The sequence below is a fragment of the Calditrichota bacterium genome (assembly GCA_020637445.1).
In the GTDB taxonomy this organism is placed as follows: domain Bacteria; phylum Electryoneota; class RPQS01; order RPQS01; family RPQS01; genus JABWCQ01.
Window position 1 is genome coordinate 592,141 of record JACJVZ010000002.1, and the last position, 13,981, is coordinate 606,121.

At 54.2% G+C, this 13,981-nt stretch carries 14 protein-coding genes; 4 read left to right on the forward strand and 10 right to left on the reverse strand.

The features are described from left to right. Window positions 1–61: 61 nt before the first annotated feature. The 10 genes from H6507_10390 to H6507_10435 all read right to left on the reverse strand — a co-directional run bounded on the left by H6507_10390 (window position 62) and on the right by H6507_10435 (window position 10,107). Window positions 62–1,927 carry a glutamate mutase L gene (locus H6507_10390; GenBank protein ID MCB9369506.1) on the reverse strand — a complete coding sequence of 622 codons (1,866 nt, stop codon included), beginning with the start codon at window positions 1,925–1,927 and terminating at the stop codon, window positions 62–64. Between the two features lie 40 nt (window positions 1,928–1,967). Then, entirely contained in the window at window positions 1,968–2,933 is a 966-nt protein-coding gene (locus tag H6507_10395) for a DUF4892 domain-containing protein (protein ID MCB9369507.1), read from the reverse strand. A 24-nt stretch (window positions 2,934–2,957) separates the two neighbouring features. Next, window positions 2,958–3,185 carry a ferredoxin gene (locus H6507_10400; GenBank protein MCB9369508.1) on the reverse strand — a complete coding sequence of 76 codons (228 nt, stop codon included), beginning with the start codon at window positions 3,183–3,185 and terminating at the stop codon, window positions 2,958–2,960. A 109-nt stretch (window positions 3,186–3,294) separates the two neighbouring features. Beyond that, entirely contained in the window at window positions 3,295–4,542 is a 1,248-nt protein-coding gene (locus H6507_10405) for a cytochrome P450 (protein ID MCB9369509.1), read from the reverse strand. A gap of 150 nt (window positions 4,543–4,692) precedes the next feature. Further along, the gene (locus H6507_10410; GenBank protein MCB9369510.1) at window positions 4,693–5,358 is read right to left on the reverse strand and encodes a phosphoribosylanthranilate isomerase; all 666 of its coding nucleotides are present in this window, start codon (window positions 5,356–5,358) and stop codon (window positions 4,693–4,695) included. Beyond that, complete coding sequence (locus H6507_10415; protein MCB9369511.1) at window positions 5,355–5,864, reverse strand: LemA family protein; 510 nt, start codon at window positions 5,862–5,864, stop codon at window positions 5,355–5,357. Before H6507_10415 ends, H6507_10410 begins: the two co-directional genes overlap by 4 nt. A gap of 2 nt (window positions 5,865–5,866) precedes the next feature. After that, window positions 5,867–7,771, reverse strand: coding sequence for a DUF2207 domain-containing protein (locus tag H6507_10420; protein ID MCB9369512.1), 1,905 nt, complete (start codon window positions 7,769–7,771; stop codon window positions 5,867–5,869). Between the two features lie 57 nt (window positions 7,772–7,828). After that, complete coding sequence (locus H6507_10425; protein MCB9369513.1) at window positions 7,829–8,650, reverse strand: hypothetical protein; 822 nt, start codon at window positions 8,648–8,650, stop codon at window positions 7,829–7,831. After that, window positions 8,638–8,868 (reverse strand): hypothetical protein, encoded by a 231-nt coding sequence (locus H6507_10430; protein MCB9369514.1) that lies wholly within the window; start codon window positions 8,866–8,868, stop codon window positions 8,638–8,640. Before H6507_10430 ends, H6507_10425 begins: the two co-directional genes overlap by 13 nt. A 36-nt stretch (window positions 8,869–8,904) precedes the next feature. Further along, on the reverse strand, window positions 8,905–10,107 hold the full coding sequence (locus H6507_10435; protein MCB9369515.1) for a hypothetical protein: 1,203 nt from the start codon (window positions 10,105–10,107) through the stop codon (window positions 8,905–8,907). Between the two features lie 539 nt (window positions 10,108–10,646). Here H6507_10435 and H6507_10440 point away from each other — a divergent pair. The 4 genes from H6507_10440 to H6507_10455 all read left to right on the forward strand — a co-directional run bounded on the left by H6507_10440 (window position 10,647) and on the right by H6507_10455 (window position 13,976). Further along, window positions 10,647–11,033 (forward strand): hypothetical protein, encoded by a 387-nt coding sequence (locus H6507_10440; protein MCB9369516.1) that lies wholly within the window; start codon window positions 10,647–10,649, stop codon window positions 11,031–11,033. A 404-nt stretch (window positions 11,034–11,437) separates the two neighbouring features. Further along, a complete protein-coding gene (locus H6507_10445; GenBank protein ID MCB9369517.1) occupies window positions 11,438–11,881 on the forward strand; it encodes a hypothetical protein in 444 nt (147 codons plus the stop codon). A 289-nt stretch (window positions 11,882–12,170) separates the two neighbouring features. Continuing rightward, entirely contained in the window at window positions 12,171–13,241 is a 1,071-nt protein-coding gene (locus tag H6507_10450) for a hypothetical protein (protein ID MCB9369518.1), read from the forward strand. Between the two features lie 366 nt (window positions 13,242–13,607). Next, window positions 13,608–13,976, forward strand: coding sequence for a hypothetical protein (locus H6507_10455; GenBank protein MCB9369519.1), 369 nt, complete (start codon window positions 13,608–13,610; stop codon window positions 13,974–13,976). Window positions 13,977–13,981 lie beyond the last annotated feature (5 nt).

The window sequence follows — 13,981 nt, forward strand, 5'->3', positions numbered from 1 at the left end:
TTATTCAAAGAGCAAACTTCGCCCGGCATGGAACAAAATTGTCCATGCGAATTACAAGCAACTATTTCCTAACCGTCGCCACTCCGTCGTCATGCGCGTCGGCCAGGATGAAGTCTTGAATCTTCGACCACTTCTGAATCTTGGCGACGCGGTTTTCAGTTTGCGGAGTCAGGTCAAGCGGACGGCCGCGCGTGTCGATAATGACTCCGACAACTCCGCCGTGCAATGTGGTTTGAATTTCTTTGCCGGAGCCTGCGCCGACGTCAAATCCTTTTTCGGGTTTGATCGTGGCTTTAATTTCTTCGCCCGGTGCGAGCGGATAGAGCAGCAGTTCGCCGCACGGCACTGATTCGTTGAACGCTTGGCCGTTCGGCAACGTGCCCGTTACCGTCACGCATGGTTTGCCTTCTTTGCTTTTACCCACCGGACACACGCACGAGCCCAAACGCACGAGGCAATCTTTTTCGAAGACTTGAATCGCGGCTTGCTCGTGAACACTGGCCAGCACGCCGAGATGCGGCATCATGAAAATCGAATCGACGGCGAGTTCGGTGACGCCTTCGGGTTGGAACGCGTCAATCATCATGTGCGCGGCTTGCGAACGGCGCGGCGCATGCGACAACACGCCGCCAGAGCCGACGATGATGTTCAGATCCATCATGTTCACGACAGTTTCGCCGGAACCGCTCTGATCAAACGTGTCGGAAATCGTGCGTTCTTGCTGCACACCTTTCAATGACGTCGCGAAATTCTTGTGCTGCACGAAGGCCAAGCGCAGCGCTTCACGCGAAATGGCTTGCTCGATTTGCAGTTCTTCCTTCGTCTGCGGAATCGTGGTCGGGCGAATCATTTTGTTGGCGATACGATTGCGCAATTCGCGTTCGTCGATATCAAACGGCACCCAACGCAGGATATTTTCGATTCCGGCTTCGGCGAGTACGTTCATCACGGAATAGCTCATACCGAGATTGGCCGACACCGTGCGGTTGAAGACGGTTTCTTTGCCGTCGCCGCCGGGAACGCGGAAAATCGAGAACACGTCGGTTGTCGCGCCGCCGATATCGACACCGACGAGCGTGATGTCGCGTGCTTTTGCGACGCGCTGCATGATGTCGCCGACCGCGCCAGGCGTCGGCATGATCGGGGCATCGGTCCACGACATCAATTTTCGATAGCCGGGAGCTTGCGCCATCACGTGTTCCATGAATAGATCGTGAATCGCATCGCGCGCGGGGCCTAAGTTTTCGCGTTCGAGTACCGGTCGGAGATTTTCGACAATCAACAAATCAACTTCATCGCCGAGCACCTTCTTGATTTCTTCGCGCGCGACTTTGTTGCCCGCGTAGATCACCGGAAGTTTGTAGGATGATCCCAAACGCGGACGCGGACGCGCGGCTTTCAGAAGCTCCGCGAGTTCGATGACGTGTTTGGTCGTGCCGTTGTCGACGCCGCCCGAAAGCAGAATCATGTCGGGACGCAGTTTGCGAATGCGCTCGATTTTTTGATGCGGCAATCTTCCGTCATTGCTGGCGAGCGTATCCATGACGATCGCGCCTGCGCCGAGTGCTGCGCGTTCGGCAGATTCGGCAGTCATCGCTTTCACCACACCGGAGACCATCATTTGCAAACCACCGCCCGCTGACGACGTTGAAATATAGATGTCGCAACCGCGATTGCCGTTCTTTTCTTTGATAACGCCGTCCTTTTCGGTGAATTCGCGGCCCATGATTTCGCCGATTTCGGAAAGCGCGTTCAATACGCCTTTCGTCACGTCTTCAAACGGCGCTTCCACGGTCGTCGGAGCTTCGCCGCGACAAACCAAACGGTATTCGTCTCCCTGCTTTTCAATCAGAATTGCTTTGGTCGTCGTCGAACCACAGTCCGTCGCGAGAATCGTCGTAATCTCAGATGGTCTTTTTGTGCTCATTACTCAGGTGTTTATGGTGAAGAAAGAAAAAAAGTCTTGGCTACCGCTTGACCAGCTCTACTCTGCGGTTTTGGCCTTTGCCGTCGTCTGAGCTGTTGGCGGCGACGGGGGAGAGCGGGCCTATGCCGTGGCCTTCGAGGCGGTCGCCGGCGATGCCGTGTTTGGTGGTCAATTCGGTGACGACACTTTTGGCGCGGGCTTCGGAGAGCTGCATGTTGTGATCGAGTGATCCCGTCATGTCCGTGTGGCCGACGACGTAGAGTTTCCACTCTTTGTTTTGTTTCAGCAATTCCGCAATCGCGGTCATTTCGTCGGCGGACTCAGGCTTCACGTCAGATTTGTCGGTGTCGAAATAGATACCGTAGAGGGCGACGTGGCCGATGCGGTCGATTTCCGATTTCAAATAAGCGGCATCGACTTTGATCAATCCGGTTTTCATCGCCTCAGCTTCGATGATGTCGACCTGCGCATTGACTTGCTCTTCGCTGCGCTGGTTGACCATCACCGTTACATACACATCGCCCGTTGCGGACGCATGCTTGGCTGCGACATAGCGGCGACGCTCGACGAATCCGTAATTTCCTAAGCCGTTGCCAGCGACCGGGGGAAGTTCACGATAGATTTTGTTTGTCCAATTCGGTCCAGCGACGTCATTTGATCCTTTTTCTGCTTTGCCGATAACCAGAATTTCAAATCCTGCGGCTTCGAGCGCATCGGTGTAATTCTTGAACACTTCTGCCGACGTTACAGTGCCGTTGACTTGGTAGGCTAACCGTGTGATCTTTCCGCCGACGTCGATCTGCGTTTCAAATTTCCAATCCGCGCCGCCCGTGAAAACGATCGGGCCCGTGATGACTTTGTAGTCATTGTATTGCTGTTCGCTGCAATAGATTATCTCAGAGCCGGGATAGCGGGTGATTAACGGATGATCTTTACAGCCATCGGCATCAGCAGCGAAACTCAATTGCGCAAACATGAAAACAATCAGTGACATGATCAAAGTCATGCGGAACCTCCTGGATGAATGTTGTTATCTCCTCGGCCAGACTTGCTCGCCTGTCTCTTTGTCGATTAGAAAAATCGCGTTCATCGGGCAGGCGCGGGCGGCATCGAGCAGGCCTTCATCGTCATCGGTGTCGGAATCGACGACTTGGGATTGATGTTCGGCATCGAGTTCGAAGACGTCGGGTGCCTGCATGATGCAGAGGGTTGAGCCTACGCAGCGGTCTTTATCAATCGAAATTTTGTATTTGGACATAGGCGGCAGAAAGTATGAAATAGGAAATATGAAATATGAAACCTGCATTCGCCGAGCGGGGATTTAGCGCGTCAGCGCGGTTCCCCGCCGGAATCTGAATGGCGCGATGTTAAACGTTATGAGCAACCGGACATTTTGCCCAGCTTACCGGGAATTCGTTTAGGGCGCGCGACACAATCGCGGGTTGGTATTCGAGCATGTTCGCTTCGAGTTTCGGCAAGTCCATGCGCTCGGCCATGATGCGAAAGGTTTCCGCCGCTTCCAATCTCGCCAGCGGGCCGCCGACGCAGACGTGAATGCCGTGCGCGAAGGCGACGTGTGGATTCGGATTGCGCGTGATGTCGAGCTTGTCGGGATCCTTAAAGATTTCCGGATCGCGATTCGCCGCGGTCAGAGCCAGGAGCACACGTTGATCTTTCTTGATCATCTTGCCGCCGACTTCTTGATCATACTTCGCCCAACGCACGGTCGCTTTCACGGAGGTGTCGTAGCGCAGAAGTTCTTCGACCGCGCTTTCGGCCAGTGACGGGTCTTTCTTCAAGAGTGCCCACTGATCCGGATTTTGAATGAAAGCAAGCGAGCCGTTGTTAATCAAGTTCGTCGTGGTTTCGTGTCCGCCGAAAACCAACAGCACGACGGTCGCAATCACTTCATCGCGGTTCAAGACGCCCTCTTTTTCCGCTTCGGTCAACAGACTTATCATGTCGTCTTGCGGACGCTGACGGCGCTCTTCGACCAACGGAGATAAATACTCGACAAACGAATTGATGCCTTCACAAGCGATTTCGCGGCGGCGCGGTTCGTCGGCGCGAATAAAGAACAACATGCCGATTTGTTCCGACCAATACTTGATGTCGTCACGATCTTTGTCGGCCTCGGGAATTCCGAGCATGTTCAAAATCACGGTCAGCGGAATCAAATACGAAAACTCCTTGACCATGTCGTACTTCTTGCCCGCTTCAATGCGGTCGATGACGGAGTGCACGATCTGCTGAATGCGCGGCTTGTATTTTTCCAACGCGAACGGCGTCAGATGCGGATTGAGAAGTCGGCGAATACGCGTGTGATCGGGCTGATCTTTGAAAATAAACCAATTGGCCAGCACGTCGAAGATCGGTTTGAAACGAATTTCGTCGCCGGGCTTCATCTCTTCACCGAGATACTTGATGCGCTGTGACGACCATCCCGCCGGATCGCGAAGCACTTTCACGATGTCATCATACTTCGTGAGCACCCAGCCGCCCCATTTTTCGTTCCAATAAACAGGGTCGTGCGCACGCAGCTTGTGATAATAGGAGTGCGGATCGTTCATCACGTCCCGCGTCATCATGTCATTAAAGTATTCGGTAGTGTGCATGTGAAAATTCCAAATTGAAAATGGAAAGTTGAAAAATCAGAATGTAGGGGCGGATGGCAATCCGCCCGTGCTCGTAGCGCGCACCTTGGTGCGCAAAATCCCCCAAGAAAATCACGATTCCCAGCGCGTTGTCATCCCGTAGGGATCTTGTTAAGCGCAAGAAGACGTCAAGGCGTTTGTGACAAATTTGCCTAATTTGCGATCTTGGAGCGTTCCACCCGTCCTAACGCCACTGCACACGTCCACACCAAATGGCCGAACTTTTCGCACAGCTTCCGCGACATTGTCCGGATTCAGGCCGCCTGCTAAGAAGACTGGAATTGGTGCACGCTCGCAGATCGTTTTGCTTAGCTGCCAGTCGTGGATTCTGCCTGTGCCGCCGAGTTCCTTGACGGCGAGATTCGGTCTGCCGGAATCGAGCAGCAGGTAGTCTACATTCTCGGCTGCGGCGAGCGCTTCGTCGATGCTGGACTTATCTTGCACGTGAATTACTTGCACGAGTTTGACCTGCGGAAGCGCCTTGCGAATATCGGCGTATGTTCCGTTTGTCAATTCGTCGACGATTTGGATGGTCGTTGTGCGCGTGCGGTTGGAGTGTGCGATGATTGAGTCCGCGCTCTGTTCGCTGGTCAGCAAGAACGTTTCGACTCTGCCGCGAACGTGCTCGGCGATTTGGGCAATCAATTCATCCGGAATCGGCCCGGGCCCGCTGGGCATTTTGCCGACCAGACCGATGGCCCATGCGCCTGCCGCGATTGCAAGTTCGGCTTCTTCGATTGATGCGATGCAACAGATTTTGACGCGTGTCAAAGCTATCTTTCTCCGAAGAGCAGCTCATGGGTAAACCCAAACCACTTTCCCACAAGCGAATCCGGGAAACTCTCGAGCGCGGTGTTGTATTTCACGACCGTGTCGTTGTAAAACTGGCGGTCGTAGCGAACCTTTTCTTCGGTGTCGATCAGGCCGTCGATTAGCTGCGCGGTCAGGTGTTGCTGCTTAAGCACAGGATACTTCTCCGCAACGACGAGCATCGTGCCCAACGCCGCGCTGAGTTTGCCTTCAGCGGCCAAGCGTTCGGCATGTGACGATGCATTGTCCACCGCGGTGCGCATCTGCGTGACGTGTTCGAGTGTACCTTGCTCGAACTCCTGATGAGCTTTGATCACCGTCACCAACTGCGGAATCAACTCAAACCGGCGTTTCAGCATCACGTCGATTTGCAACCACTGTGTTTTGCATCTGCGGCGCAGCGTGACCAAACGATTGTACGTCACAATCACCCACGCTCCGACGACGAAAACGAGAATCCAAAACCAATTCATCGTCAACTCGCGCCGCTGAATCCGCCGCCGCCACCGCCGCCCCCGCCTCCGCCGAAGCCTCCGCCAAATCCACCGCCTCCGCTGCTTCCGCCGCCACCGCCAAAATCCCAATCGGAAGCCGAGTTTCCCAAGAAATCTTTGGTCATGGAGTGAAAGTCAACAGCCGTGTCGCGAAGCGAGGTGCTTATCGAATATCCCAAATCGCTCAATCCAAAATCTGTCAAAGAGCTTCTCGACAACGAATGAGTCAAGTCCGTGCCCCAATCACCGCTGCCGAACGTCAGTTCAAATTGCGGCGCTTGCAGCAACGCCTTGCTAAGTTGCTTGGAAAATTCCTTTGAAACTCCCAACGCCGTCGCATATACCAAATACTTGTCCCACATCGGCAGCATCTTCTCCGATGCGCGATCCAGACTCGAAAAGTCCGTCAAAAAATTGCGAAACGCTTCCCACTGGTACACTTCCCGCGCCCCGCGCAGAGTGCGTTTGGACATGACCGGCGCGAGAAAATGCCCCGTCAAGAATACGGACACCGGCATCAATGCTGTGAGAAGAGTCAGTCTTTCCATAAATACCAGCAGCATGAAAAGCGCTAACGCAACCAAAAAAGACCCTGTCGACATGCCTTCTCGAATCGACGTGCTTTCCGAATCATCCAAAGCGAAACGGTGCCGTTCGAACCAAGAACGCATGCCAACTCCCCAACTCCACGCAAACGCGCGAATCTCCGAGCCGTTCGGAGTTGAAATCGCCGCCCACGACTTGATGCCGCGCGTCGTCACGTGGTCATTCGAGCTGGCTTCCCGGAATACTTTTTTCAGGACTTCAATCTCGTGGGTCGTGATCCCGCGTTCACCCGGCAAATGCGTGACCTGCTTGTCTTCAAGGAGCGCTTTCCCGGACTCGGTGAGAATGAACTCGGTATCTTCCGGGTCGTTTGCCGGTTTAATCAGAACATATCCAAGTCTTGCGCATTCCAGCAGCGCCGCCGCGAATCCGTCCACAACTTTCTTGACGTCCACTTCTTCCTGCGTCATAATTGCGGGAATCATGCACGGAGGTATGTCGCTGGGAGGCTGCCGCAAATACTTGCCAAGCTCAATGTGCGGCTCTTTCCCAAACACCCAAAACAGGATTAATGCCGCGATGCCCAAAACCACAAAATAGAGCAGCGTCAAAAGTTCTGCCGTGTACCGGGCCGCCAACTCACCCCAACTGGGATGCATAATCTTGCGCTCGTCTTCCAAAAGCGACGCGCGGCCTTCGCCCATTTGCACTGTGGCTTCGGGAAACAGCTCCGCGTCGGTCAATATCCGTGCTTCCACAAAACTCGTCGTGGGAATATATCCCATGTGAATCCGAACGGACGTCGAATCTGGCGAGAACTCGCGCTTGCCTTTGCGCGTTTTGGAATGAACGAACGCCCCGAAGAGCGTCGGCGGTTTTCCGGGCAGATGAACCGTTATGTCGACGTCGCTAATCGCCGCGTGCTCGTCTTCAATACACTTCCAGTAGAACTGCGCTGCGTCACGGTATCTCTGCACGGCCCAAGATATCGTGTATCGAATGCGAAACCGCTTCGTTTCGTCACGCGCCGAGTAGTTCCAATTGAGCCGCGCGTTGCCGTTGCGCTGCGACTGAGACCAGCGAAGCGATTCGCCGGAATCGTCGTCCCACACGCCTTCGTACGTGATCTTGTAGTTGCCGTATTTCCCGTGCGGCGAGCGCTCGATGACCGCGCTGCCGAACTGACCCGAAAACTCAAACCAGCGAACTTCGTCGACCTCCGCCGAGCCGTCCGGCAAGAGCCATATCTCCTGCTCGATTTTCGGATGCGAGTAGTGCTTCGCGTTCGCGGTTGACACGAACGCCGCAAGCAGAATCAGAATCAACAAGGTTTTCCGCAAGGAGTTCCTCGCGCGTTCAAAGCTGAACGCAATTTGAGTGAGGAGTGGGAAAGTTCGTTATCGTTTGTCGCTGAAAAGCGTGCCTTGATTCATCTCGGAGATCGCGGGCCAATAGCGGCTCAAGCGCAGCGTCGCCAACAAATCCAAAATGTATTGGTCTTTGCCGTGAATGATCGGCGGCCACGCCGTTTCAACAAGCTCCATTCCAATCTTCGCGTTGCCGGTATAGATCAGCTCCACCAGTCTCCGGTGCAGTTCCGCGTGCGACGCCGGTAGAAATGCGTCTTCGGGAAGCACGTCGTAGTCGCGCCATGCGCCCGCTTCTCGAATTGCGCGCACCGCTTCCAACATCTCGCTCGCCGAAGGTTCCGGCTTGCGAGTCAGATCAATCGCCGGAGCAAAACCTTTCGCAGAGGCTTCCATCACAATCACCGGCATCGGCGAATCACTGTGCGGCAACTTCCAGTAGTCCAGCGTCAAATCCGCCACCAACACATCGGCAAGACCGTCATGGTCGCGGTCGCCCCACTTCCCCGCGTGATTCAAGGTGTCAAAAACTTCGAACGTCGTCCCCAACGACAGCACATAATCTGCAAAACAGCAATGTGCGCCGCCGGAGTACGTCTGCACGATCACGTCCTGAACTTTGTCGCCCGTCAGGTCTTTTGGCAGGCCGAGCGAATCGCTGTCCACAAGTTTTACCATGAAGTCTTCGAGCGTCCAAACGGCTTTGTCGCGGCGAAAAACATTCAAAGTGTGCGTCATGCCGTAATTTGACGACGTGATGACGAATTTGTAGTTGCCGATAACTCTGGAAATAGTCTCGTCGTCGGCAAAAACAGAACTCGCCAGAAGCAACAGAACGATCAACCGCCGCATGGTTCCGATCCTTTGGGGCCGAAGCTCGCGTAGATCACGCCGTCCGTGCCTTGCACGTCAAACGTTTCCCATTCGGCGCGCACGACCCAATCGCGCACGACGATGTTGCGCTCGTCCTGCGTGAGCGAATAGAGTTCGTCCAGCGCCGCGCGCGTGGGTTTCGCTCCGAACGCGGCTTCGTACAAATCCGTAAAACTGTAAGCGCAGTGTGATGACATCTTGAAAGGGTAGGGGGGACGGCGTCCGCCCGGATATTATGGCCAGAGAGTCTTTGACCAGTCGAGTGAAAAATCCGGATAGAACTTAAACAACTTGCCGTAAAAGCGTTCGTCCGGTCTGCCTGAATTTGTGGATACTGCGACCACGAATCTGCCGTCGACGTCCATATCCATTCCTGCAAGATAAGTCTTGTCGGACAAGTCCAATGTCGAGCTGCCAAGCACTTCGCCGGCGCGTGTCACGAGCGTCAAGCGAACGACTTGCGGCTCAGCGCAATCGGGACGCGGGCGGCTGGCGAGAATCAATTGATCGTTGAACCGGCTGTACATGACGTGCACGGAATCGTCGCAGCCTTCGCGCGTGATTGAAAATGAATCCTGCACGACACCTTCTGAATTTGTTTCCCAAACGATGATGTCGGTTTCGAACGTTCCCCGGACAACGCTGCCCGCGAAAAACAAAGTTCCATCCATGCCGTTCGTCGCCGAGTAGACCGTCGTGCTTGCTTCGTCGCCGATAGACTTGCTCCATACTTCGTTGCCGTTCGCATCGATCTTCGTGATACTCGTGCCGCCTGTCAGCATAAGTTCACCGTTGTCGAGCGCATAAATTCCATTGGGAAACGGGAATTCGCCGGACTTAGTCCACAGCACTTCGCCGAAAGCCGAAATCTTTTTGGCAATCGTGCCGCCGGAGAGCTGTGTGCCGTAAAAGAGAAATGAGTTGTCAGTCAAAGCAAGCACGCGCTTGCTTTCTTGCGGAAGATCGTATTCTTCGCCGAACGGATCGTCTTCGACGAGCGCGTAGCGAATCGTCTCAAGACTGTCGTTCAAAGTGTAGACTAACGGAAAGTACTTATAGTCGCGGCCGACTTGTGCTAATTGGTATCCCGCAAAAACAGTCTGTCCGCCGTCGAATAAGACGGCTTGGTTGATGGCGTTGCCTTCAACTTGCGCATAGCTGTTACTTCTATTCCAGAGTAGTTGCCCGGAAGGACTAAACCTGTGGGATGTGCCCCCAAAGCCGCCGGAGATACACGAACAATCGAGTGGCGTATAGCTATCGTACTCGGTATGGGAGTAAACCCATGACATGACCTGCACTCCACCGTCCGGTGCAATCGTTGCCGTAATAGCATATAGATCTTCACTAAGATCGGGGCACGTACAAATCGGGCCGGGGCATCCTGTTATTCCCCACATTACTAAGCTCAAACCTAAAAGCTGGAGATAACGCATAATCCCTCCAGATTGTTGCGCTACGGGCAGAAATTCTATGGAACAGAGTCTATATCACCAGAACCTTAAAAAATACACATTCTGCGCCCCAAAATCAAACAAAACGGCCCCTAAATCCCAGCAGGGAGAGGAGTTACATTTCACCGGCAAAGGTGGAACATTCATTTCACACCTACTTCATTCATAGCCAATTTCCCATACTTCGCACTTTAATGTAGTGTTGTCTATAGCCAACATGTGACCCAGCAACAACGCAAAACCAAATATTTATGTATCACCTTATTTTTAAATGTTTTAATTATAAGTCATTGTTTCTCGAAAAGTGCAAAAGAGAGGTTGAATGCCTCCCATTTCGTAAGTTCAGTATTTTATAATTACTTTAAAATAATAAATATAAAAAAATAACACCCCTCAAGATTTGAACATTCGGGCAGTTGATGTGCAGCGAAAACAGCAATTTGTGCTATTTATACAGAAAATGCTTGACAAGCGGTCGTTAATATCATATATTAGACCTGTCCACAACGGAGACCTACCTCATGACAAACACACCTGAACAGCCCCTCATCTCTGCTCAGAACCTGCTTTCTGATCCCACCAACTTGGATTTGGACAAATTGTCCGGCCATTTGTCCATCGCGGCCGTCGAAGCCGATGCCCTGCGCGCACTGATTTCACTCTATGAAGATGAACTGCGAAGAGAATTGCGCGCCAAGGTCGATCTCGCCGGACCTATCCCCGCGTGTCCCGATCCCGAACTTGCCTTCACCATGAGCGGCGAACAACTGCTCGCTGCCCGCCGCCAAGCATCTCTCCACTTCAACCGAGTCTTCCAGCTCGCACCCGTCTCCCGGAGCGCTATCCCCGCAAACAAATCCCGCGTGCCGCAAGACCTGCTGCTCCGGTCAGGCTTAGGCACTAACTGATTTCCTGCATCGCGGCGGCACCTGCCGCAGGTGCCCCGCAACCCTTCCTACGTCCTGCGGCGGCATCCGTTGCGGATGCCCCGAAATCTCCTCGCCCCCTCTCGCAGACTCTCCCGCTCAAAACCCACTTCCAAGCTGAAACAACTGACTCATTTCTGAGTCAGAACGCACGGTCGTGCGGCACTACACTCAGCATTCCTATTCCGGAGCGTAAAACGTCTCAGATCCCTACCATTTTTCTCAGAAGAAATGGTAGGGATTAAGGGGGGTGTACTCGAAATCTACTACCTCCCTGCCTCCGGCAGGGGAAGCGCTTGAGAATCGAATATCTCAAGCAACATTTCACCCTTCACCCACAACTCCAAAGCACCCGCGTCAGCGCAAGAGGTGCTTAACAAGCACACATGGCAACATCTTACAAAGTCAACAATGAGGGCGCAGGCTCAAACCTGCTGCTCACCTTCGAAGTCGATACCACCGCGAACAAAGATTTTACGTGGACGGATATCGATTCCAATCTCACGGCCGCCGCAATGTCCGGCAACAACACGGTCGGCATGGGATCCACCGGCTCCCGTTTGATCGGCAAAGTTATTTCTGTCTCCGACGATCTCGTCAGCGGCACCGCCGTTCCGCAGCTCTGCACCGTGCAAGTCACCGGCGTCGCCCGCTTCCTGTATTCGGGCACCGCGCCAACGGTCGGCAACAAAGTTGAGTGCGACGGCACCGGCAAAGTTCGTAAAGCGGTCACTCTCACCGACGTTCCCGCTGGCGGTACCGCGCAGCGCGGTATGGTCATCGCCGTAGATACCACCAACACCACCTGCGACGTTTTGCTCGACGCTTAGCGTGTCGCACCTTGAACGCCGAGCGGGGATTAAGCGCACAGCGCGGTTCCCCGCCGGAATTCGCTACTGACTCTTCATTCCACTACTTCCCTGCCTCCGGCAGGGGATGCGCACGAGAATCAATGAATTCTCGGTAACGACGGCCAGAGGCCGACGGTAGTATCTGAGAAATTCTCGGTAACGACGGCCGGAGGCCGACGGTAGTAGTAGAAATTTCCATCCTTTCTCGCGGAGGCATCCGCTGCGGATGCCCCGCCTTCATCCTTTATCCTTCATCCTTTTCCAAAATATGACTCTCGATTTTTCCCAAGCCTATACTCTGCGCGACAAAGTTCAGGAACACTCCCGTTCCGGCAATCTCGCGCTCTATTCCGAAGCTCAAGAACGCGGCATGACGTTCACCGAACTGCTCGAAGAACTTGATCCGTCGCCGCGCAAGCCTGATGGCTCAATGGACGCGCCGCTCGATGCCTTCGAACGTCAACTCTATCTCGCCGATATTTCTTTCGCGGGCCGCAATGCCACCACGCTTGAGCAATTCTTGTCCGGTCCCGGAATGATCCTCGCTCCCGAATATGTCTCGCGCGAAATTCGCCGCGGCTACAAAATGGTGCAGGACCCCGAAGAGCTCGTCGCCGCTGTCGTCCCCGAACGCGGACCGACCGTGACGCCGCTCTATATCAAAACCGATTTCGCCAAAAAGTCCCAGCGGCGCGGAGACAGCGCCGCCTATCCCGTGGTCAAGCTCGCGTACCGCCAGAAAGAGGCAAGCATGATTGACCGCGGGCGTCAATTTGATTTCAGCTACCGCATTCTGAAAAATCAGAAGCTCGCCGAGTTCCGCGTGTTCTTGTGGTGGATCGGCGCACAACTCGCCAACGACGAAATTTCTGAAATCTACAATATCGTCATCAACGGTGATGGAACCAGCGCCGCGCCCGCCAACTCGTTTAACGGTTCCGCGGGCACATTTGCCTATTCTGACTTGGTGCATCTTGCTATGGCGTTCGACGGCCCCGCGCGCATGACGCACTTGCTCGGTGCGAAGTCCGATATCGAAAAGGTGTTGAATATCAGCGAGCTGCAGGATGCGCAGGCGTTCCAAGGCGGAGCGTTTCAAAACACGGGCGACTACCGCACGTTCCTTCCGCTGAATACTCACCTCGTCGCCGTCGAAGGCGCAACTGCAACGAAATTCGCCGCACTGGACCATCGTTTTGCGATCCGTGAGTCCGTGGCGCAACCGCTCTTGATCGAAGCTGAGAAAATCATCTCGCAAAAACTCGAATCAGCCGTCGTCTCAAAAGAATCCGTCTACACCATCATGGTCGACGAAGCCGTCGCCACCAGCGACTACTAATTCAGATTTCCCCCCGGTCTTCCGCGGGACTAAGAACCTATCTCAAAAAAAGGGAAAGACTCGCCGAGCGGGGATTTAGCGTAGCGGTTCCCCGCCGGAATCTGAAAAATCCCGGTATGCGGGGCAGGTGAAGACACCTGCCGCCGCGATTCTTGAATCTCTCGTTGTTTCAAGATTAGGACTAAGGCGGGTCAAACTCCCAAGCTCTCGAACAACACTTCGCTCGAATGTAAAATGTCGTCATTCTGAACGAAGTGAAGATTCCCTCTGGTCTCCCCCCATTCGTGTCTGCGCGAATGGGGGGACGAAGGGGGCTTCCGAAATTACATCCCCCATCCCCCATCCCTCACCCCTCATCCCCTCCACATGCCTAAGTCCACACTTTCCTACGCTCTCGCCAGTCAACCGCTGATGACACTCGTTTTCAGCGGCACCACCGGCACGAGCTCACAATATCTTCCGGCCGCCGGAGGAATTGCCGGTGACGGAATTCCCATTCCTTTCTCCGGCACTCTGCACAAGCTGACAGTCTTTGACGGCACAACTGTTCATGCGGACACCGACGCCATCACGTTCTCGGCCAACGACCGGATCAGCCTGTACTGTCAAAACGTCGGCGGTTCGTTCACAGTCAAAGTTCGTCTAAACGGAGCTTCAACCGTTCTGCAAGTGGACTCCGTGCCGCTCAGCTCTACCTTGCAAGCATCCCTCTTCATTGCCATCAACCGCGTCTAAGGAGA